The following is a 19,147-nucleotide window of genomic DNA, read 5'->3' as shown; positions in this document are numbered from 1 at the left end:
CCCTAAGGCAGCCGTCAGGGCTGCACGTTATTTTGTTATGGCTAGTCGAGAGGCGAAGTTTGGAGTCTGTCGAGAGGCAGACGCAAAAAGGTTAGCACATCTGCGAGCTGTGAGAAGCGCGACAGCTGCACTGCCGTTGTGCTCAATAAGAATTGAGACGGATTTTCTCCGCGAGCGATCGCGGCGACGATAACGATCTCGCTGCAACGCGGAATCGGGACGGCGTCCGATTAATTTGCAGGCAGCAAAATGGGCGACCAATGCAAAACCGCGAAAACAACCCCATGCACAGTAGAACGGCAGAGGCCGGATGGTGCGCGGCGACACCGGCCACATTTCTGAATCGCCGTGCGAATTGACAAAAGCGGCGACTATTTGGCGACGGGGTAAGGTCCATCGTCAACCAGCGTGTCGTGATAGCCCTTCGCTCCCACCTCGCGCGCCAGGGTGCTGCGAAAATCGGAGCCAGCGCGCAGGCTGCTCAGCACATGAGCAAAATCGAATTCGGGATGCCAGCCGAGCTCGCGCCGCGCGCGGTCGTTGACGTAGACGCGGTCGATCTTCGGGAACAGCTGCCAGCCGCGCACCGCATAGAGTTCCGCGCAAGCCGGGTAGAGCTCGCGCACGACACCCGCGGCATCACGTGCCAGCGCCGCGAGATGGTGCGGCTCGAACGGGGTTGTAGCCGAGACGATATAACGGTCGAATCCGATCTCCGGTGCCCCTGCAGCGGCGAGCAGATGGGCGCTGACAGCATCGGCTATATCCAGCCGGCGATGGAGCAGCTCGTTGGCCTGCGCGTTCTCCGCCGCATAGGCCGCGCGCATGGCGGGATCGTCGTCGTCCTCCGGAAAGAATCGCGAGGTCCGCAAGACGACGACAGGCAGGCCGCGCTCGCGGAAGAACAGCTCGCACAGATTTTCCGCCATCAGTTTTGTGCTGCCGTAGATGTTCTTCGGGATCGGCGGCAGGTCCTCGGTGACCCACACCGCGGCCTGTCCCGCGCCGGGGCGAAGCTGCGAGCCGAACGCGCTGGTGGTGCTGGTGAAGACAAAACTTTTCACACCGGCAGCGACAGCTGCCTCGAGCAGATTGAGCGTGCCAGTGACGTTGGTGTCGACGAAGGCCTGCTTGGAGTGGGTCGCGACATGCGGCTTGTGCAGCGTCGCGGCGTGGATGATGGCGGTGACGCCCTGCATCTGCGCCCGGACGAAGCCGGGATCGACGATGGAGCCGACGGCGTCGGTGAAAGGCGATGGCTTGAGGTCGAGCCCACGCACGGGCGTCCCGCGACTCCCGAGTGTCCGAAGAACGGCCTCTCCGAGGTGGCCCGAACTACCTGTGACCAAGAGTGTCATTTTTGACGAAATGCGGCGGCCGAACGGCTGAAGCTAAGGTCGAACTTGAGGTATTTAGGTAATGTTTACCGCGAATCCAAGCCCCTCGAGCAGTGTGGATACTGCCATGTCAGTCCTATATTGATTGAGCATCCAGACAGTGACGCAAAATGAAGAGCCCCATTCTAGTTCTGACGACTGTAAATGCGCCGTACAGCAAAAAGCTGGACGCGCAGGGGCTCGTTCATTGCCTGCTGGACCCCTCTGCGGCGAAGGCAGCCTGCGGCCCGATGTCGTCGTTTTTTGGGGATGTTGAACCCGAACTGCAAGTCGCGTTCGCCGAGATGTACGGCATCAGCCACGATCAATTGGTCGCCGCAGCGAAGGCGTTTGCCGATTTCTCGGGACAATCCTATCCGCTTGCGGCGTAACAGATGAGCGCTCAATCAGATTGGGCGCAACTGTTTCGCATTGCCTGTGCGATGATCCGACAAGTCAACGCCGAGCGGAAGATCATCGATCATTGGACGTTCGGCGGCGGCACAGCAATGATGCTGCAAATCGATCATCGGATAAGCCACGATGTCGATATCTTTCTCCCTGACCCTCAAGTTCTTCCCTTCCTCGATCCACAGAAGCATGACTTCAATTTCGAGATCAGGCCTGTTGACTACAAGGGAGATGGCGCACGGCTCCTGAAACTCGGCTTTGAATTTGGTGAGATCGATTTTATCGTCGCACCGTCACTAACGTCCTCTCCGACGACGCAAGCGACAGTTGAGGGCGAAACGGTCCTGCTGGAGACGATCCCGGAAATCATTACGAAGAAAGTCTATCATCGAGGCAATAGCATCGCGCCGCGCGACATATTTGACATCGCGGCGGGCAGCGAAAAGCACGCGGAATCTGTTATCAAGGAGCTGGGCCACTATCGCGACTGCGTCACAAGCGCGCTGACCGCAATCGACAAATTAAAGCCTGACTTTGTGAGCGCAGCGATCAATCAACTCTCGATCAAAGATCCATACAGGCTGATCGCGAACGTGGCGCTGGAAAAGACCAAGGATCTCCTTCGCGCTGTATAACTGGAACGAATCGCCCTGAACTACGGCTTGACGTCCGGTTCAGTCCTGGGACGTTGGCGCGGCGCATGCGACCGGCACCAAAATCGGCGCAGCGACTCGCCCCGGACGGGATAGCCAACTCATCGTGGATGCTCTGGGAAAAACTGGAGCGGGCGAAGGGGCTCGAACCCTCGACCCCGACCTTGGCAAGGTCGTGCTCTACCACTGAGCTACACCCGCATCCTGTGTCGGTCGCATGACGCGCCGGCAACGGCTGTCGTATGCCAAAAGCGGGCGGCGAATGCAACAGCTACCGGCGGCATCAATTCGCATTCGGAGCCCCAATATGAGCCCGATCCCGGCCAAATCGACCGAAAACTACCCGGAACCGCCGAATCGGTGTCCATGGATTGAAATTCGGCCGTCCCGGCCCAATTTTAGGGCCGACAGCGGAGCACAAGCATTGGCGACGTGCTAAAGAGCCGCCATTCCAGACATCAGACGAGGGGATCCCGTGACGATCATCGACCAGGGTAACGGAGCGAGCCCGGCTGCGGCCGATCTGATCAAGGACACCACCACCCAGACCTTCGTGAAGGACGTCATCGAGGAATCGAAGCGCCAGCCGGTGCTGATCGACTTCTGGGCGGAGTGGTGCGGCCCCTGCAAGCAGCTCACCCCCGTGCTGGAAAAGGCGGTCAAGGCGGCCAAGGGCAAGGTCAAGCTGGTCAAGATGAACATCGACCAGCACCCGGCGATCCCGGGCCAGATGGGCATCCAGTCGATCCCGGCCGTGATCGCCTTCGTCAACGGCCAGCCGGCCGATGGCTTCATGGGTGCGGTGCCGGAGAGCCAGGTCAACGCCTTCATCGAAAAGGTGACCAAGGGCGTGACCGCGCCGGGTGAGGCCAACATCGCCGAGATCCTGCAAGAGGCCGAGGCGGTGCTGGCCGAGGGCGATGCAGCTGCGGCCGCGCAGATCTATGCCGAGGTGCTCCAGCACGAAGCGACCAACATCGCCGCCCTTGCCGGCCTCGCAAAATGCTACGCCGTCTCCGGTGCGATGGAGCAGGCCAAGCAGACGCTCGCCATGGTGCCGGAATCCAAGCGCAACGACCCCGCGGTGAAGGCCGTGCAGACCGCGATCGACCTCGCCGAGCAGGCGGAGGCGCTCGGGCCCGTCGCGGAGCTGGAACAGAAAGTCGCCGCAAATCCGCTCGATCATCAAGCGCGTTTCGATCTTGCCACCGCGCTCAACGCGCAGGGCAACCGGGCGGCGGCCACCGAGCAGCTGCTCGCGATCGTCAAGCGCGACCGCAAATGGAACGATGACGGCGCCCGCAAGCAGCTGGTGCAGTTCTTCGAGGCCTGGGGCGGCACTGACGAGGCCACCATCGAAGGACGCAAGCGCTTGTCGACCATTCTGTTTTCGTAGGCGCGGTCGCAAATCGACGGGGACCAGATGCCGATCAACATCGAATATCGCGGCCCCGCCGACCTTCCGGAGATCATTCCGGTGTTTCCGCTGCCGGGCGCGCTGCTGTTGCCGCGCGGCCAGATGCCGCTCAACATCTTCGAGCCGCGCTATCTCGCGATGGTCGACGACTCTCTTCGTGATGGCCATCGCCTGATCGGCATGATCCAGCCCGACATCGCGCATTCGCCGAAGAATTCAGACAGACCGGCGCTGTTCCGCGTCGGCTGCGTCGGCCGCATCACCCAGCTCGCCGAATCCGGCGACGGCCGCTACATCCTCGAGCTCACCGGGGTCGCGCGCTTCAGGGTGCTCGAGGAGCTCGAGGTGCTGACGGCGTACCGGCAGTGCAAGGTCGACTTCTTCCCCTTCACCGACGATTTCACCGCACGCATGGGCGAGGACGCGGTCAACCGCGAAGCCCTGCTGGTGGCGCTGGCGGATTTTTTGAAGGCCAATAATCTCAAGGTCGATTGGGAAGGCGTCGAGAGCGCGCCGAACGAAGCGCTCGTCAACGCGCTCGCGATGATGTCGCCGTATGGCCCCGCCGAGAAGCAGGCGATGCTGGAAGCGCCGGACCTGAAGACCCGCGCCGAAATCCTGATCGCGGTCACCGAGATGGATCTCGCCAAGAAGCGCACCAGCGGCGATCCGCCGTTGCAGTGAAGGCCGCGTGAGCGATCGAAATTAGATCCAGGCTGTCGCCGAATTGTTTACCTCTCCCCAGCGGGGAGAGGTCGGATTGCGTTCGGCGATGCAAAGCATCGTCCGGAGCAATCCGGGTGAGGGGCCGCACCATTCAGTGAGACCATAACCCCTCACCCGGATCGCATCTTACGATGCGATCCGACCTCTCCCTTCGGGAGAGGTGTGGGGACCTCGGATGCGCTTGCGTCCGGTGATCATCGCGCGGATCAGGTTCTCGCGCTGGAGCAGCCCCATCAGCACCACGCCGCCGATGTGCAGCACGATCAGCACCATCGCGGCATCCGAGGCATAGGCGTGGGTGTCCTCGATCCACCAGACACCGAAGAAGGTGACGGTCACCGACAGCGCGCCCGTGATCGCCGAGACGGTCAGCGACATCAGCAGCGCGACCAGCATCAGGGTGCCGGCGGGGTTGAGACCGATATAGCGGCCGGTGATGCCGCGGCGCAGATTCCAGAGGTAGTTGGGCGCGGCGCGCAGCCGGACGCCGACCATGCGAAAGCGCGAATAGCGGCCGCCCCAAAGACCCCAGATCAGGCGGAAGGCCAGCAGGGCGATCACGCTGTAGCCGACGATGCGGTGAAGGGTGTCATAGACGGTGGGGGTGAACCACGCGATCAGGACGCACAGGGCAAGCGCCCAGTGCCAGAGGCGCAGCGGGAGGTCCCAGACCTCGATCGTCCGATCCGCGGGGCGTCGATTGGACACCCCGCGCGCATCTCGCACCGTTTCCTCGTTCAAGCCGGGACGACCCTCAAAGCTTACTTACCAATAAGTCTATTTGGCAATCGTCTGCTTCAGGCTGAGATCCTCGGGGCTGTAGAACAGCTCGTAGAGCTTGCCTTCCTTGACGCCGTAGACCTCATAGCACGAACCTTCGACCTTGGAGCGCCGCACCTCGTAGCCGGCGGCCTTGGCCTTGGCTTCGGCCTCGGCCGCCGGCTTCCACGACGCCTTTTCGAGCTTGGTGCAAGTCTTGAAGCCGTCGGCCATGGCCGTAGGCGCCATGCCGAACCCGATCGTCAGTGCAATGGCAGCAACACGAATGACTCTCACGAACGTCTCCTCCTCTGTCGTGCGCGCAACATCCTGCGCGACGCGCGACCGAAGGAAGCGAAGGCAAGGGTGAAGTCAATCGGACGCCAGGTGCAAATGGTCTTAGAGAGATTCTAACGGCGAAGAAAAGATCAGCACTGTCCGCAAGCAGCGCTCATTTGAACCGCCGCTGCGGCCTTACGTCTCACGACGTCAGTAGCCGGCGACGGCCATCGCCACGACTGCGCTCAGCGCCATCCAGCCGAAGTGGCGGCCGCGCGTCGCCCAGGCGTTGGCGCAGGCGGACAGACCGAACACACAGATCATGGTGACGACGATCCAGTGGCGCGCCGGCGCCGAATCCATCCAGGGCGTCGCGATCAGGAGCACGCCGCAGCCGATCCAGGCAACGGTCGAGGCCTGCCACACCAGGCGGATCAGGGTACGGAGCCGTTCCGGCTCGATGCGGGCGCGGGGAAACACCTTGGTCTCGCCGAGGATGCCGTGGATGAACGCCACGACAATGGCCCCGACGCCGGCGCACTGGAGCAAGAGATCGCGCATCAATGCCTCCATACAGTTGTGTATTGTTAGCTAGGCGCTGGCATCGCGCCTGTCAATACACTAGTGTATGGTCGTGACGTCCGGACCCCGATATGCCCGAGCAGCTCTCCGCCGATGACTGGATCAAGGAAGGACTCAAGGCCCTCGCCAAGAGCGGTTTCACCGCGCTGAAGGCCGATCGGCTCGCCAGGGCAATGGGCGTGTCGCGCGGCAGCTTCTACTGGCACTTCGCCGATCTCGGCGCGTTCCATGCCGCCATCCTGAAGCGCTGGCGCGAGATCGCGGCCGAAGAGATCATCGCCGGCGTCGAGGCTGTCAGCGACGAGCCGCTGCAAGCGCTGCTGCGCAGGACTTTTGGCGCGCGGCTCGACCTGGAGCGTGCGGTGCGCAACTGGGCCGCGTTCGATCCGGCCGCGCAGGCCGCGGTTCGCGCGATCGACCGCCGCAGGCTCGATTATATCGAGACCCTGCTGGGGCGCCGCGGATTCTCCGCGGCAAACGCGCAGGCCCGCGCGCAGATTCTGTACTGGACGTTTCTGGGCTACGCGCTGTCGGGCCCGCCAGTGGCGGCGGCCCGGCTTCCGGCGCTGATCGACGCGCTTTTGCATATGGTGTCTGCGTAGATTTTCTGTGCTAAACGCAGCCGATCGCCGGAGTTCCCCATGAACGCGCCCACCGAACGCCCCGAAAACAGCGTCGATCCCAAATTGCTGGAGATCCTGGTCTGTCCGCTGACCAAGGGCCCGCTGGAGTACGATTCCGCCAAGCAGGAGCTGATCTCGCGCAGCGCCAAGCTCGCCTATCCGATCCGCGACGGCATCCCGATCATGCTGCCGGAAGAGGCGCGGAAGATCGATTGAATTTGGCGAATAGGGAGTGGCGAGTAGCGAGTGGATCCATTCGCTATTCGCCACTCACCATTCGCCCCTACAACGCCTCGCCCTTCAACAGCTTCGGTATCTCGCCGGTCAGGCCGGCGGCCTGGCGGATGAAGAGATTCTTCAGCGGCGGAGCGCGGTCGACGATGCCGAGACCGATGTCGCGCACGGTGCGCAGCAGGCTCGACTGGTTGGAGAACAGGAAGTTCAGCGAGTTGGTGGCAACGCCCATCGCCATGGTGTCGAAGCGGCGCCAGCGCTGGTAGCGCTCCAGCACGTCGGCGCCGCCGAGATCCATGCCGAGCCGCGCGGCGTCCACGACGACCTCGGCCAGCGCCGCGACGTCCTTCAGGCCCATGTTGAGGCCCTGGCCCGCGATCGGGTGAATGACATGGGCGGAATCGCCGACCAGCGCGAGGCGCTCGGCGATGAAGGAGCGCGCCACGAAATAGGACAGCGGGAATGCGCGCGGCTTGTCGAGCGGCTTCACCTCGCCGAGATGCAGGCCGAAACGCTGCTCGAGCTCGCCGTGAAATTCCTCCTCGCTCAAGGCCACGATGCGCGCGGCCTCGCTGCGGCGCTCGGTCCACACCAGCGAGGACCGTTTTCCGGTCAGCGGCAGGATCGCGAACGGGCCTGCGGGCAGAAAATGTTCCTCGGCGCGGCCCTCGTGATCGCGCTCATGGCCGACGGTGACGACGATGCCGGATTGATCATATTCCCAGCCATGGGTAACGATCCCGGCGCGCTCGCGCAGCCTGGACTTCGCGCCGTCAGCCGCAATCAACAGGCTCGCGGCGACCTTGCTGCCATCGCCGAGCGTCACGTCAATGCCACCAGGACTTGCGTCATAGGTCGCGACCGTGGTGGCGCGGAGCTCGACGCCTGCCGCCTCGGCACGGACGACCAGCGCGTCGATCAGGCGGCGGTTCTCGATCATATGCGCAAACGGCTCGCCTGGCGCGACATCGCCGGCAAAATTCAGGAATACCGGACGCGTGGCGTCTTCCAGCTTCGAATCCGTGACGACCATGTCGAGGATCGGCTGCGCCTCGCCCCTGACATCGTCCCAGGCGCCGATCGCCTCGAACAGCCGGCGGCAGGCGGCGACGATCGCGGTCGCGCGGGGGTCGCGGCTTGGCCGCGTGCTGAGCGCCGGATCGGCGACGATGACGGGAATCTCGGGTCCGAGGCCCTGGCGCAGCGCCAGAGCGAGCGCAAGGCCCGCGAACGCGCCGCCACCAATGACAATGCTACCCTGTGCTGACATACCCAAGCTTTCCTGCCAAAAACCCCGGCTAACTCTTGGCCTTGCTAGCAGACTTGAGGTGGGCGAAACAGTGCGGTGAAACAAGGGCGGAACCGCCCGCAAAGAACTGCCTGATGTGCCATTCCGGGGCGATGCGAAAGCGCAAGTCATGTCCAAAAGCCTGATCGATTTGATCGCGATCCTCGACCTCGAGCAGCTCGAGGTGAATCTGTTCCGCGGCAACAGCCCGAAGACGAGCTGGCAGCGGGTGTTCGGCGGCCAGGTAATCGGCCAGGCGATGGTTGCGGCCTGCCGCACGGTCGAGGGCCGGCTGCCGCATTCGCTGCATTGTTATTTCATCCTGCCGGGTGATCCGCAGATCCCGATCATCTATCAGGTCGAGCGCCTGCGCGACGGCAAGAGCTATTCGACGCGCCGCGTCACCGCGATCCAGCACGGCAATGCGATCTTCTCGATCATGGTGTCGTTCCATGCCGAGGAGGAAACCGCGTTCGACCATCAGGACAAGATGCCCGAGGTGCCGCCGCCGGAAAAGCTCACGGCGGAGGAAGTGGCGAAGCAGCCGATGTTCCGCGAGATGCCGGAATTCATCCGCCGCTACTACGAATCCGATCGGCCGATCGAGCTGCGCCCGGTGGAGCTCGGCCGCTATTTCGGCGAGAGGATCGAGGACGGCCGCATTCACGTCTGGATCAGGACCGCGGCGACGCTGCCGGACGATCCGGCGCTGCACATGTGCGCGCTCGCCTATGCCTCGGACTTCTCGCTGCTCGATGCGATCATGGCGCGCTACGGCCGCACGCTGTTCGACAAGCGCATGATGCCGGCGAGCCTCGACCACGCGATGTGGTTTCATCGCCCGTTCCGCGCCGACGAATGGCTGCTCTACGCGCAGGATTCGCCGAGCGCGCAAGGCGGCCGCGGCCTGACCCGCGGCTCGATCTTCAAGCCCGACGGCACGCTGGTGGCCTCCGTCGCGCAGGAAGGCTCCGTGCGCGAGCGGAGGAGCTGAAGGCCCTGAGCGCGATCAATCGCGCGCGGAGTTGTCCCGATCAGCTCACGTCGAGCCACGCGGCGCGAGCAGCGCCTGCGACGCCAGCCATCGCAGCTTCCAGCGATACATCCACGGAATCGGGATGATGAGGGAGCTGACAATGGCGATCACGATCGATCGCCACAGGAACTCCAGGCCGCTGCCGACGAATACGACTTCGCGCCGGGTGCCCTGGATGTTGCGACAGAACCATCGGAGCCAAGCCGCATAAACCCATGCCCAGCCGATGATGGTAATGATGGAAACGAAGAACAGGAGCATCCAGCCGACATAGGCCCAGGGAGTGCCGGAAAAGCTGAGCCCGAGCGGCTGGCCGTTCGACGCAAGATTCGCGACAAACCATCTTATGAAAAGCCAGTAAGCAGCGATGTAAAGCAGGAAGGCCAGCAGGTTGATCAGCTGACTGCCCGTGTACCCCGCTATGGCGAAGAGCACGATGATGCCAAAGAACCAGGGCACGATGGTCATCGCCCCACCTTCGAAGCTGAGGTTCGGCCGTCCGGGCACTCGAACGCAGGATACCAACCACTTCGTGTACCAAACGATCAGCCAAGGCGCGGGGATCACGAAGGCAGAGCCGATCGTCATCGCCAGCGTGCGCCAGACGAAGTCCCAGATTCCGAAGTCGATGGACAGCGATCCTCCGGCCGCACTGCCGGCACCGGTATAGCTACCGCCGCCCATCATGGGTGGGCCGCCGGTCGGGACCATCGGGGGCGCACCGGCGCCGCCGATCAGGCCGGGAATTTCGACGGCCTTCTGCCAGCCGGCCATGCCCTCGGACCACACCAGCGTGTCGGGGCGCACGACGCCCTGAGCGATCAGATCGCGGAATTGCCCTTCCGGATAGGGCCCCTGCTGCTTGCCTTCGGATGCGTAGAACCAGCTCGCCATGAAACGTCCCCCTCAAACATACTTATGTACCGGCGGGCACGGTTCGGTTCACCGCATCCATGCCAAAAATGCATTGTGATGGATGAACGGATGCCCTGTACAGAGGCGGCCGTTCACAACGGCAAACGTTTTTCTGCTTCAATCTGCAAGTTTTTTATGCCATTTGCCCCGAAAGATGCCAGATTGACGCGGCGCCGGAGACGTGCGGCGCGGCGCATCCCGGGGAAACAGGCCTGACCATGAAACTCGTCGTCGCGATCATCAAACCCTTCAAGCTCGATGAAGTCCGTCAGGCGCTCACCACGATCGGCGTCCACGGCATGACCGTGACCGAGGTGAAGGGCTATGGCCGTCAGAAGGGCCACACCGAGATCTATCGCGGCGCCGAATATGTCGTGAACTTCCTTCCGAAGCTGCGCATCGAGATCGCAGTCGCCTCCGATGTCGCCGAGAAGGCGGTCAGCGTGATCACGGCAACCGCGCGCACCGGGCAGATCGGCGACGGCAAGATTTTCGTCACGCCGATCGACCACGCGCTGCGTATCCGGACCGGCGAAACTGACAGCGACGCGCTGTAGGGCTCAAGCGCGTTCGATCGCTGCCGGAAGGGCTTGCACAACACATAAGTACATGCTTATGTGTTGTCATGATCGAAGCCGACATCTTCAAGGCGCTGGCCGACCCGACGCGCCGCAAGGTCTTTGAGAGGCTCGCTGGCGGAAGCCTGAATGCGAGCGCCTTGCGCGACGGATTGGAGATCAGCCAACCGGCAATGTCGCAGCATCTCGCGGTGCTGCGCGCAGCGGGGTTGGTGCGCGAGCAGCGCCACGGCCGCTTTGTCAATTACGAAGTCGACCCGGACGGAATCGTCGCCATCGGGGCATGGCTTGCGCGCTACCGCGCCTACTGGCCGAAGCGCATGGAAGCGCTCGCCGACCTCTTGAAGGATATGGATCAATGAGCGACGCAGAGAAGCCTGATCCCGCTGATGCAGACCTGGTGCTCGAATATGAATTCGATGCACCGCCGGCGAAGGTCTGGCGCGCCGTGACCATTCCGGCGCTGCGCGAGCGCTGGCTGCCGAATGCGGATCTTGCGGGCGCGGAGCCGGAATCGTCGATCGCGGGCGAAGAGGTGCGGTACCGGCTTCGCGATTCCGTCCCGCCGTTCCGCGAGAGCCAGGTCATCTTCCGGGTCGAACCGAACGAGGACGGCGGCACCCGTTTTCGCATCATCCAGCAGGCCTGCGACGATCGCGTAACGTTGCCGCAAGCTGCCAACACCAATTGCTGCCTGATGCTGGCGGCCTGACAGCAACAGGACTTCATCATCTGCAGAAACGGAGGTCGCCGATGCGCGACATGCTTCAGCTCGTCCCTATGGTCGTCGAACAATCCGCCCGCGGCGAACGATCCTTCGACATCTACTCGCGGCTCTTGCGCGAGCGCATCATCTTCCTCAACGGCGAGGTCAATGATGCGATGTCCGGACTGGTCTGCGCGCAGCTGCTGTTCCTGGAAGCCGAGAATCCGAACAGGCCGATCAATCTCTACATCAATTCCTACGGTGGCGTGGTCACCTCCGGCCTCGCGATGTACGACACCATGCAGTTCATCAAGGCGCCGGTCCATACGCTGTGCATGGGCACCGCGCGCTCGATGGGCTCGTTCCTGCTGATGGCCGGCGAGCCCGGGCACCGCGCCGCGCTGCCCAATGCAAGCCTGCACGTGCATCAGCCGCTCGGTGGCTTCCAGGGCCAGGCCTCCGACATCCTGATCCATGCCAACGAGATGCAGGAAACCAAGCGGCGCATCATCCGGCTCTATGCGCAACATTGCGGGCGCGCCGAGGCGGAGGTGGAACGGACGCTCGACCGCGACCATTTCATGACCGCGCAGCAAGGCGTCGAATGGGGATTGATCGACCGGGTCTTTGCGGAGCGCGATGCCGCCTGATGGTCCGACCGCGGACTTCAGCCGGATACCGTCCGGCAAGCCTGTCCTGCTCAAGCCGACCGGCCTGCGGCGCGCATCCCGTGAGCACGAATTCGAACGGCTCGATGTTTCGCGGCACGGCGAAGCCCTTCAGGAGGCGATGGCTCTACTAAATTACCATTTTGCTGCCCGACACATGAGCAACATTGTGTCGGTGACCTGCACTGCTCACATTTTGAACAGGCCTGACCACGTTTTAAGCGCGACGTAATAGCGCACTGCAACGCAATACCCGCCAAACGCGAAAACACCCGTTTTCATAGTCCGTTAGCCAACAGGCCCGATCTGGCACGGCATTTGATTCTAGGGGTCCCGGCTGTGCCCGCGTAGTGAAACTTCTCCCTCGTGGCGAACCAGTCGAGAAACGCCCGGCCACGTCCGGACCGGGCCCAAGCGGGGATAGGACCCATGAAAATTGTTATGGCGATTATCAAGCCATTCAAGCTGGAAGAAGTCCGTGACGCCCTGACCGCCATTGGCGTTCACGGTCTCACGGTGACGGAAGTCAAGGGATATGGCCGTCAGAAAGGCCATACGGAAATCTATCGCGGCGCCGAATATGCCGTGAGCTTCCTGCCCAAGATCAAGATCGAAGTCGCTGTCGCCTCCGACCAGGTCGACAAGACCATCGATGCCATCACGTCCGCCGCGAAAACCGGACAGATCGGCGACGGCAAGATCTTCGTCATCGGCCTCGACCATGCGGTTCGCATCCGCACCGGCGAAGCCGACGCCGCGGCCCTTTGATTTCGCGCTCAACCAAGATTCAATCAGGAGTAAATGAAATGACGTTTAAGCGTCCCTATGGCGCGGGATTGGCGGCTCTCGCAGTCGGCCTGTTCGCTGCGACCGCAGCCTATGCCGAGCCAACGGTCAACAAGGGGGATAACGCCTGGATGCTGACATCGACAGTGCTCGTGCTGTTGATGACGATCCCGGGTCTCGCGCTGTTCTACGGCGGCCTCGTTCGTTCCAAGAACATGCTCTCGGTCCTGATGCAGGTGTTCTACACCGTCTGCGTCGTCACCGTGATCTGGGCCGTGTACGGCTACAGCCTCGCCTTCACCGGCGGCTCCGACTTCATCGGCGGCTTCTCCAAGGCCTTCATGATGGGCGTCACCACCGACTCGAAGGCTGCGACCTTCTCGGTCGACGCCAACATCTCGGAGCTCGTCTATGTCTGCTTCCAGATGACCTTCGCGGCGATCACGCCCGCCCTCATCGTTGGCGCCTTCGCCGAGCGCATGAAGTTCTCGGCGATCGCTCTGTTCATCCCGCTCTGGGTCACGCTGATCTACTTCCCGATCGCGCACATGGTCTGGTACTGGCCCGGCCCGGACGCGATCCAGGACGCTGCCAAGGCTCTGGCTGCTGCGGCTGATGGCGCCGCGAAGACCGCGGCTCAGGCCAAGCTCGACGAGATCAACGCCGACGCCGGCTGGATCTTCAAGAAGGGCGCGATCGACTTCGCAGGCGGCACCGTGGTGCACATCAACGCCGGCATTGCAGGTCTCGTCGGCGCTCTCCTGATCGGCAAGCGCACCGGCTACGGCAAGGAGCTGATGGCTCCGCACTCGCTGACCATGTCGATGATCGGCGCCTCGCTGCTCTGGGTCGGCTGGTTCGGCTTCAACGCCGGCTCCAACCTCGAAGCCAACGGCGGCGCGGCTCTCGCCATGACCAACTCCTTCGTCGCCACCGCAGCCGCCGCGCTGTCGTGGATGTTCGCGGAGTGGATCGTGAAGGGTCATCCGTCGGTGCTCGGCGTCATCTCCGGCGCTGTCGCGGGCCTCGTGGCCGTCACGCCTGCCGCCGGCTTCTCCGGCGTGATGGGCGCGATCGTCCTCGGCCTCGTGGTCGGCGTGGTCTGCCTGTTCTTCTGCACCGTCGTGAAGAACGCGCTCGGCTACGACGACTCGCTCGACGTGTTCGGCGTGCACTGCATCGGCGGCATCGTCGGCGCCCTCGGCACCGGCATCCTGGTCAATCCGGCTCTCGGTGGTGCCGGCATCATCGACTACACCGCGATCCCGCCCAAGGTCGCCGATTACGACTTCACCGCGCAGATGATCTCGCAGATCGAAGCCGTCTGCACCACGCTGGTGTGGTCGGGCATCGGTTCGGCGATCCTCTACAAGGTCGTCGATGTGATCGTTGGCCTCCGCGCCAATGTCGAGACCGAGCGTGAAGGCCTCGACATCACCGAGCACACCGAGCGCGCTTACAACATGTAACGTCTCCTCCCGGACGCGGTCTCCTCGGGGATCGCGTCCACAACTACGGTTTGGGCACATACCCGGCAATGCCCCGACCGTTGAGGGGCTCCAGCGCAAGCTGGGGCCCCTTTCTTTTTGCGAATTCTTTTTGACAACGCGGCAAAAGAAAAACATTGCCATTCCAGATTGCCGGCGCAGAAATATCGACCACAACGAACAACAAAGGGAGGTCGTCATGCGTTTGGAAGGCGGATGCTATTGCGGCGAAGTGCGCTATGTGGCCGAGGGCGATCCGATGATGCAGGCCCAATGTCATTGCCGCGAGTGCCAGTACATCTCGGGCGGCGCGCCCAACACGTTCATCGCGATGCCGGCGACGGGCTTCAGCTACATCACCGGTCACCCCAAGCAGTTCACCCGCAAGGATCTCGAACGCGCCGTGACGCGGGAATTCTGCGCCGAGTGCGGCACCCATCTGGTGACCAAGGTGCCGGGCCTGCCCGCCGCGATCCTGAAGGTCGGCACGCTGGACGAGCCGGACAAATTCAAGCCGCAGATGGCGATCTACACCTGCGACAAGCAGGAGTTCCACGCCATCCCCGCAGGCATGACGACGTTCGAGAAGCTGCCGGGGCACTAGAGGTCGGATTGAGCCAAGAAAACGGTGCGCTCCCTCTCCCGCTTGCGGGGGAGGGCGGGGGTGGGGGTATCTCCGCAATCGATGACCCGCGTGAGGACACAACCCTCACCCGGCGCTTGCGCGCCGACCTCTCCCGCAAGCGGGAGAGGTGGAGAACCGCCACAGCCATCCCGTTGTTATCCGGTCCAATTATTCCGCTCTGGACGGGCCGGCCGACCGATGGTTAATCGCGTCTTAACCTCGCCCTATCTATGGTGAACTGAACCATTTCCCGCCGGCGTATTCGTGCGACCGGCTGTTCCAAGAGTGCTGGCGCCCAGAATGGCTATGACCGCTTCATCCCGTGCGCCGCTGACCGGTGGAAGCTCCGACAGTGAACGCTCGCCCTTCGTCCGGCTGAACGAGCTGTTGGCGCCGCATCAGCCCGGCAAGCCCTTGATTTCGCTCGCGGTCGGCGAGCCTCAGCATCCGGTGCCGGATTTCGTCGGACCGGTGCTCGCCAAGCACATAGCCGATTTCGGTCGTTACCCCGCAAACAAGGGCACCGACCCGTTCCGCAAGGCTGCGGGCGCCTGGCTGTCGTCGCGCTTCAGGCTGCCGCGGCCGCTCGATCCCGAGAGCGAGATTCTCGTCCTCAATGGCAGCCGTGAGGGGCTGTTCCTCGCCGCGATCGCGGCGGCACGCTATGTCGGGCCGCGTCCCGGCAAGCCCGCGATCCTGATGCCGAACCCGTTCTACCCGGTCTATGGCGCCGGCGCCGGTGCCGCAGCCTGCGAGCCGATCTATCTGCCGACAACGATCGAAAACGGCTTCCTGCCCGATCTCGACGCCATCGACGAGGCGACGCTGGCGCGCACGGTCGCGTTCTATCTGGCCTCGCCCGCCAATCCGCAGGGCTCGGTCGCCAAGCCGGACTATTTCAGGCGGTTGAAGCAACTCGCCGATCGCTATGGCTTCGTGATCCTCAGCGACGAATGCTATTCCGAGATCTACACCCGGGAGGCCCCCGGCAGCGCGCTCGAATGCGCCGGCCCCGACTTCACCCGCGTGGTTGCGTTTCAGTCGCTGTCGAAGCGCTCGAACCTGCCGGGCATGCGCGTCGGCTTTGCCGCCGGCGACAAGAGGTTCATCGGCATGTTCCTCGAGCTGCGCAACATCGCCGCGCCCCAGGTTCCGGTGCCGCTCCAGCATGTCGCGACCGTTGCCTATGGCGACGAAGCGCATGTCGAGGAGAACCGCAGGCTCTACCGGATCAAGTTCGATCTCGCCGACCAGATCATCGGCGATCGTTACGGCTATCGCCGGCCCGACGCCGGCTTCTGCGTTTGGCTCAACACGTCCAAACTTGGCGACGACGTGTCGATGACACTCAAGCTCTTCACGGAAGCAGGCGTGCGCGTGGTGCCCGGCTCCTATCTGGCGCGGCGCCAGCCCGACGGCTTCAATCCCGGTGCCGGCTACATTCGCCTGGCGCTGGTGCAGGATAGCGAGACCACGGCGCAGGCGCTGCACCGTCTGGTCGAGACTCTGGGTTAGGCGGGGCCCGTGAGCATGTCGGCGATCGAACGAGTCATTCCCCTGATCGGTCATCTGCCGCCATCGATCCGCGAGGCATTGACCCGACGTGTGCGCGAGCTCACCGGCTTCGGACTGATCACGCTGTCGGGTGTCGCCTCCGCGGCGCTGATGACCTGGTCCGTGCAGGATCCGAGCCTCAGCCACGCGACCTCCCGGCCGATCCGCAACATTCTCGGTTATGCGGGCGCGATCGGTGCCGACCTCGCAATGCAGATCCTCGGCCTCGGCGCGATCATGCTGATCCTGACGGTCGCGGTGTGGGGCTGGCGCATGATGACGCATCGCCCGTTCGACCGCGAAGCGCTGCGGCTCGGCGCGTGGATTCTCTGCACGGTGATTGCGGCAGGCTTTGTCAGCTGCTGGCCGCATGGCGGCGCATGGCCGCTGCCGACCGGCCTCGGCGGCGTGGTCGGGGATGCCTTGGTGCGGGCGCCCGCGGTGATCTTCGGGCCACCCGGCGCGATCTATCGCATCGTGCTGGGCGCGATCCTGTTCGTCGCGTTGGCCGCAACCTTCCTGATTGCCTGCGGCCTTGGTGCGCGCGAGCACGATGCCGAACTGGCGGAGATCGAGGACGACGACAAGCCGCTCGACGACGACGAGGAGAGCGATCGCGGCTCGATCTCGCTGGGGTGGCTGTTCCACGCCCTGATGAGCACCAAGGCGCGGCTGATCTGGTTCTTCGGCACCGCCTATCGCGCGCTGGTCTCAAGCGGGCCAAAGGCCAAGGCCATCGGCTTCAGCCGGCAGGAGCCCAATCTCGGCGGCCGTTCGGCGCCCTCGATCTCGCCGCACGCCGAGGACGAAGAGCACGAGGAGGACGAGGCAGAAGACGAGGAGGAAGAAGAGGAGGAGGCGCCCGCACGCGCCTCGCGCAAGAAGGCTGCGCCAAAGGCCGCTTCGAAAAAATCGTCCGACAGGTTCGACCTTCCCTCCGTCTCCATGCTGGCGGCGCCGAAGGCCGGCGATCGCCAGCCGCTCAGCAAGGCTGAGCTCGAAACCAATTCGCGCGCTCTCGAAGGCGTGCTGCAGGATTTCGGCGTGCGCGGCGAAATCGTGAAGGCCAATCCGGGTCCCGTGGTCACACTGTACGAGCTGGAGCCGGCGCCCGGCATCAAATCGTCGCGCGTGATCGGCTTGGCCGACGACATCGCCCGCTCGATGAGCGCGCTGTCCGCGCGCGTCGCCGTCGTTCCCGGTCGCAATGCCATCGGCATCGAGCTGCCGAACGCGCATCGCGAAAAGGTCTATCTGCGCGAGCTGCTGGTCGCGAAGGAAGCCACCGAGACGGTTGCGAAGCTGCCGCTCTGCCTCGGCAAGACCATCGGCGGCGACCCTGTCATCATCGATCTCGCGCGCACGCCGCACATGCTGATCGCCGGCACCACCGGCTCCGGCAAGTCGGTCGCCATCAACACGATGATCCTGAGCCTGGTCTATCGGCTCCGTCCGGACCAGTGCCGCCTGATCATGGTCGATCCGAAGATGCTCGAACTGTCCGTCTATGACGGCATTCCCCATCTGCTCACGCCCGTCGTGACCGATCCGAAGAAGGCGGTGGTTGCACTGAAATGGGCCGTGCGCGAGATGGAAGAGCGCTACAAGAACATGGCCAAGCTCGGTGTGCGCAACATCGACGGCTACAACACGCGCCTGCTCGAATTGAAAGCCAAGGGCGAGGAGCCGACGCGCACCGTGCATACCGGCTTCGACAAGGAAACCGGCAAGGCGATCTACGAGGAAGAGAAGCTTTCGCTCGACCCGCTGCCCTACATCGTCATCATCGTCGACGAAATGGCCGACCTGATGATGGTCGCGGGCAAGGACATCGAAGGCGCGGTGCAGCGTCTCGCGCAGATGGCGCGCGCCGCCGGCCTGCACGTGATCCTCGCCACGCAGCGTCCGTCGGTCGACGTCATCACCGGCACCATCAAGGCGAACTTCCCGACCCGCATCGCCTTCCAGGTCACCTCCAAGATCGACAGCCGCACCATCCTGGGTGAAATGGGCGCCGAGCAGCTGCTCGGCCAGGGCGACATGCTCTATATGGCCGGTGGCGGCCGCATCAGCCGCGTGCACGGTCCCTTTGCATCGGACGAGGAAGTCGAGAAGGTGGTGCGTCACCTCAAGACGCAAGGCCAGCCCGAATATCTCGAAGCAGTTACGGCCGAAGAGCCGACCGAGGACGAGGATGGCGGCGCCGTGTTCGACGCCAGCGGCATGGGCGCGGATGGCGGCGGCGATCTTTTCCAGCAGGCCGTTGCGATCGTCAAACGCGACCGCAAGGCCTCGACCAGTTACATCCAGCGCCGCCTGCAAATCGGCTATAACCGCGCCGCATCGCTGATGGAGCGCATGGAACTGGAAGGCATTGTCGGACCCGCCAACCACGCCGGCAAGCGCGAGATTCTGGTCGAGGAAGAAGACAGCCATATGTGAGC

At 63.4% G+C, this 19,147-nt stretch carries 22 protein-coding genes and 1 tRNA gene; 16 read left to right on the top strand and 7 right to left on the bottom strand.

Going from position 1 to position 19,147, the window contains the following annotated elements; translation table 11 throughout:
* Window positions 1-371: 371 nt before the first annotated feature.
* A complete protein-coding gene (locus IC761_RS01215) occupies window positions 372-1,358 on the bottom strand; it encodes an NAD-dependent epimerase/dehydratase family protein (RefSeq protein ID WP_195801504.1) in 987 nt (328 codons plus the stop codon).
* Window positions 1,359-1,507: 149 nt separating this feature from the next.
* Here IC761_RS01215 and IC761_RS01210 point away from each other — a divergent pair, with 149 nt between their 5' ends.
* Both IC761_RS01210 and IC761_RS01205 read left to right on the top strand, forming a co-directional pair.
* Window positions 1,508-1,768 (top strand): hypothetical protein, encoded by a 261-nt coding sequence (locus IC761_RS01210; protein ID WP_195801503.1) that lies wholly within the window; start codon window positions 1,508-1,510, stop codon window positions 1,766-1,768.
* Between the two features lie 3 nt (window positions 1,769-1,771).
* Window positions 1,772-2,422 carry a nucleotidyl transferase AbiEii/AbiGii toxin family protein gene (locus tag IC761_RS01205; protein WP_246791421.1) on the top strand — a complete coding sequence of 217 codons (651 nt, stop codon included), beginning with the start codon at window positions 1,772-1,774 and terminating at the stop codon, window positions 2,420-2,422.
* Window positions 2,423-2,566: 144 nt separating this feature from the next.
* Here the strand turns inward: IC761_RS01205 and IC761_RS01200 are convergent.
* Window positions 2,567-2,641: transfer RNA gene (locus IC761_RS01200), tRNA-Gly, on the bottom strand.
* A gap of 274 nt (window positions 2,642-2,915) precedes the next feature.
* On the opposite strand from IC761_RS01200, the gene trxA reads away from it, so the two are divergent.
* Entirely contained in the window at window positions 2,916-3,836 is a 921-nt protein-coding gene (trxA, locus tag IC761_RS01195) for a thioredoxin (protein WP_195801502.1), read from the top strand.
* A 27-nt stretch (window positions 3,837-3,863) separates the two neighbouring features.
* Entirely contained in the window at window positions 3,864-4,541 is a 678-nt protein-coding gene (locus tag IC761_RS01190) for an LON peptidase substrate-binding domain-containing protein (RefSeq protein WP_195801501.1), read from the top strand.
* A 168-nt stretch (window positions 4,542-4,709) separates the two neighbouring features.
* Here IC761_RS01190 and IC761_RS01185 read toward each other — a convergent pair whose 3' ends face one another.
* From IC761_RS01185 to IC761_RS01175, 3 genes are all read right to left on the bottom strand, one after another.
* The gene (locus tag IC761_RS01185; RefSeq protein WP_195801500.1) at window positions 4,710-5,324 is read right to left on the bottom strand and encodes a cytochrome b/b6 domain-containing protein; all 615 of its coding nucleotides are present in this window, start codon (window positions 5,322-5,324) and stop codon (window positions 4,710-4,712) included.
* Window positions 5,325-5,360: 36 nt separating this feature from the next.
* Window positions 5,361-5,639 (bottom strand): PepSY domain-containing protein, encoded by a 279-nt coding sequence (locus IC761_RS01180; RefSeq protein WP_195801499.1) that lies wholly within the window; start codon window positions 5,637-5,639, stop codon window positions 5,361-5,363.
* Between the two features lie 192 nt (window positions 5,640-5,831).
* A complete protein-coding gene (locus IC761_RS01175; protein ID WP_195801498.1) occupies window positions 5,832-6,182 on the bottom strand; it encodes a hypothetical protein in 351 nt (116 codons plus the stop codon).
* 92 nt (window positions 6,183-6,274) lie between these two features.
* On the opposite strand from IC761_RS01175, the gene IC761_RS01170 reads away from it, so the two are divergent.
* Window positions 6,275-6,805: a TetR/AcrR family transcriptional regulator gene (locus IC761_RS01170; protein ID WP_195801497.1), complete on the top strand. Its 531-nt coding sequence runs from the start codon at window positions 6,275-6,277 to the stop codon at window positions 6,803-6,805.
* A 39-nt stretch (window positions 6,806-6,844) separates the two neighbouring features.
* Window positions 6,845-7,042: a Trm112 family protein gene (locus IC761_RS01165; RefSeq protein ID WP_092027743.1), complete on the top strand. Its 198-nt coding sequence runs from the start codon at window positions 6,845-6,847 to the stop codon at window positions 7,040-7,042.
* Window positions 7,043-7,109: 67 nt separating this feature from the next.
* Here IC761_RS01165 and IC761_RS01160 read toward each other — a convergent pair whose 3' ends face one another.
* Window positions 7,110-8,330 (bottom strand): ubiquinone biosynthesis hydroxylase, encoded by a 1,221-nt coding sequence (locus tag IC761_RS01160; protein WP_195801496.1) that lies wholly within the window; start codon window positions 8,328-8,330, stop codon window positions 7,110-7,112.
* Window positions 8,331-8,478: 148 nt separating this feature from the next.
* On the opposite strand from IC761_RS01160, the gene tesB reads away from it, so the two are divergent.
* Entirely contained in the window at window positions 8,479-9,342 is an 864-nt protein-coding gene (gene tesB / locus IC761_RS01155; RefSeq protein ID WP_195801495.1) for an acyl-CoA thioesterase II, read from the top strand.
* Between the two features lie 45 nt (window positions 9,343-9,387).
* Here the strand turns inward: tesB and IC761_RS01150 are convergent, their stop codons facing one another.
* Window positions 9,388-10,278 (bottom strand): DUF4339 domain-containing protein, encoded by an 891-nt coding sequence (locus IC761_RS01150; RefSeq protein WP_195801494.1) that lies wholly within the window; start codon window positions 10,276-10,278, stop codon window positions 9,388-9,390.
* A gap of 239 nt (window positions 10,279-10,517) precedes the next feature.
* Between IC761_RS01150 and IC761_RS01145 the strand changes: the two genes are divergently transcribed.
* The 9 genes from IC761_RS01145 to IC761_RS01105 all read left to right on the top strand — a co-directional run bounded on the left by IC761_RS01145 (window position 10,518) and on the right by IC761_RS01105 (window position 19,145).
* Window positions 10,518-10,856: a P-II family nitrogen regulator gene (locus IC761_RS01145; RefSeq protein WP_195801493.1), complete on the top strand. Its 339-nt coding sequence runs from the start codon at window positions 10,518-10,520 to the stop codon at window positions 10,854-10,856.
* 68 nt (window positions 10,857-10,924) lie between these two features.
* Window positions 10,925-11,239, top strand: coding sequence for an ArsR/SmtB family transcription factor (locus tag IC761_RS01140; RefSeq protein ID WP_195801492.1), 315 nt, complete (start codon window positions 10,925-10,927; stop codon window positions 11,237-11,239).
* On the top strand, window positions 11,236-11,589 hold the full coding sequence (locus tag IC761_RS01135) for an SRPBCC family protein (protein WP_195801491.1): 354 nt from the start codon (window positions 11,236-11,238) through the stop codon (window positions 11,587-11,589). Before IC761_RS01140 ends, IC761_RS01135 begins: the two co-directional genes overlap by 4 nt.
* A 41-nt stretch (window positions 11,590-11,630) precedes the next feature.
* A complete protein-coding gene (locus IC761_RS01130; RefSeq protein WP_195801490.1) occupies window positions 11,631-12,233 on the top strand; it encodes an ATP-dependent Clp protease proteolytic subunit in 603 nt (200 codons plus the stop codon).
* 447 nt (window positions 12,234-12,680) lie between these two features.
* Window positions 12,681-13,019 (top strand): P-II family nitrogen regulator, encoded by a 339-nt coding sequence (locus IC761_RS01125; RefSeq protein WP_195801489.1) that lies wholly within the window; start codon window positions 12,681-12,683, stop codon window positions 13,017-13,019.
* A gap of 38 nt (window positions 13,020-13,057) precedes the next feature.
* Window positions 13,058-14,506 (top strand): ammonium transporter, encoded by a 1,449-nt coding sequence (locus IC761_RS01120; protein ID WP_129270114.1) that lies wholly within the window; start codon window positions 13,058-13,060, stop codon window positions 14,504-14,506.
* Between the two features lie 217 nt (window positions 14,507-14,723).
* Entirely contained in the window at window positions 14,724-15,128 is a 405-nt protein-coding gene (locus IC761_RS01115) for a GFA family protein (RefSeq protein ID WP_195801488.1), read from the top strand.
* Window positions 15,129-15,449: 321 nt separating this feature from the next.
* Entirely contained in the window at window positions 15,450-16,664 is a 1,215-nt protein-coding gene (locus tag IC761_RS01110) for an aminotransferase class I/II-fold pyridoxal phosphate-dependent enzyme (RefSeq protein ID WP_195801487.1), read from the top strand.
* A 9-nt stretch (window positions 16,665-16,673) separates the two neighbouring features.
* On the top strand, window positions 16,674-19,145 hold the full coding sequence (locus tag IC761_RS01105) for a DNA translocase FtsK (protein ID WP_195801486.1): 2,472 nt from the start codon (window positions 16,674-16,676) through the stop codon (window positions 19,143-19,145).
* Window positions 19,146-19,147 lie beyond the last annotated feature (2 nt).

Origin of the sequence: Bradyrhizobium commune, from assembly GCF_015624505.1 — a bacterium.
Taxonomy (GTDB): domain Bacteria; phylum Pseudomonadota; class Alphaproteobacteria; order Rhizobiales; family Xanthobacteraceae; genus Bradyrhizobium; species Bradyrhizobium commune.
This window is presented reverse-complemented; position numbering and strand designations above follow the sequence as displayed.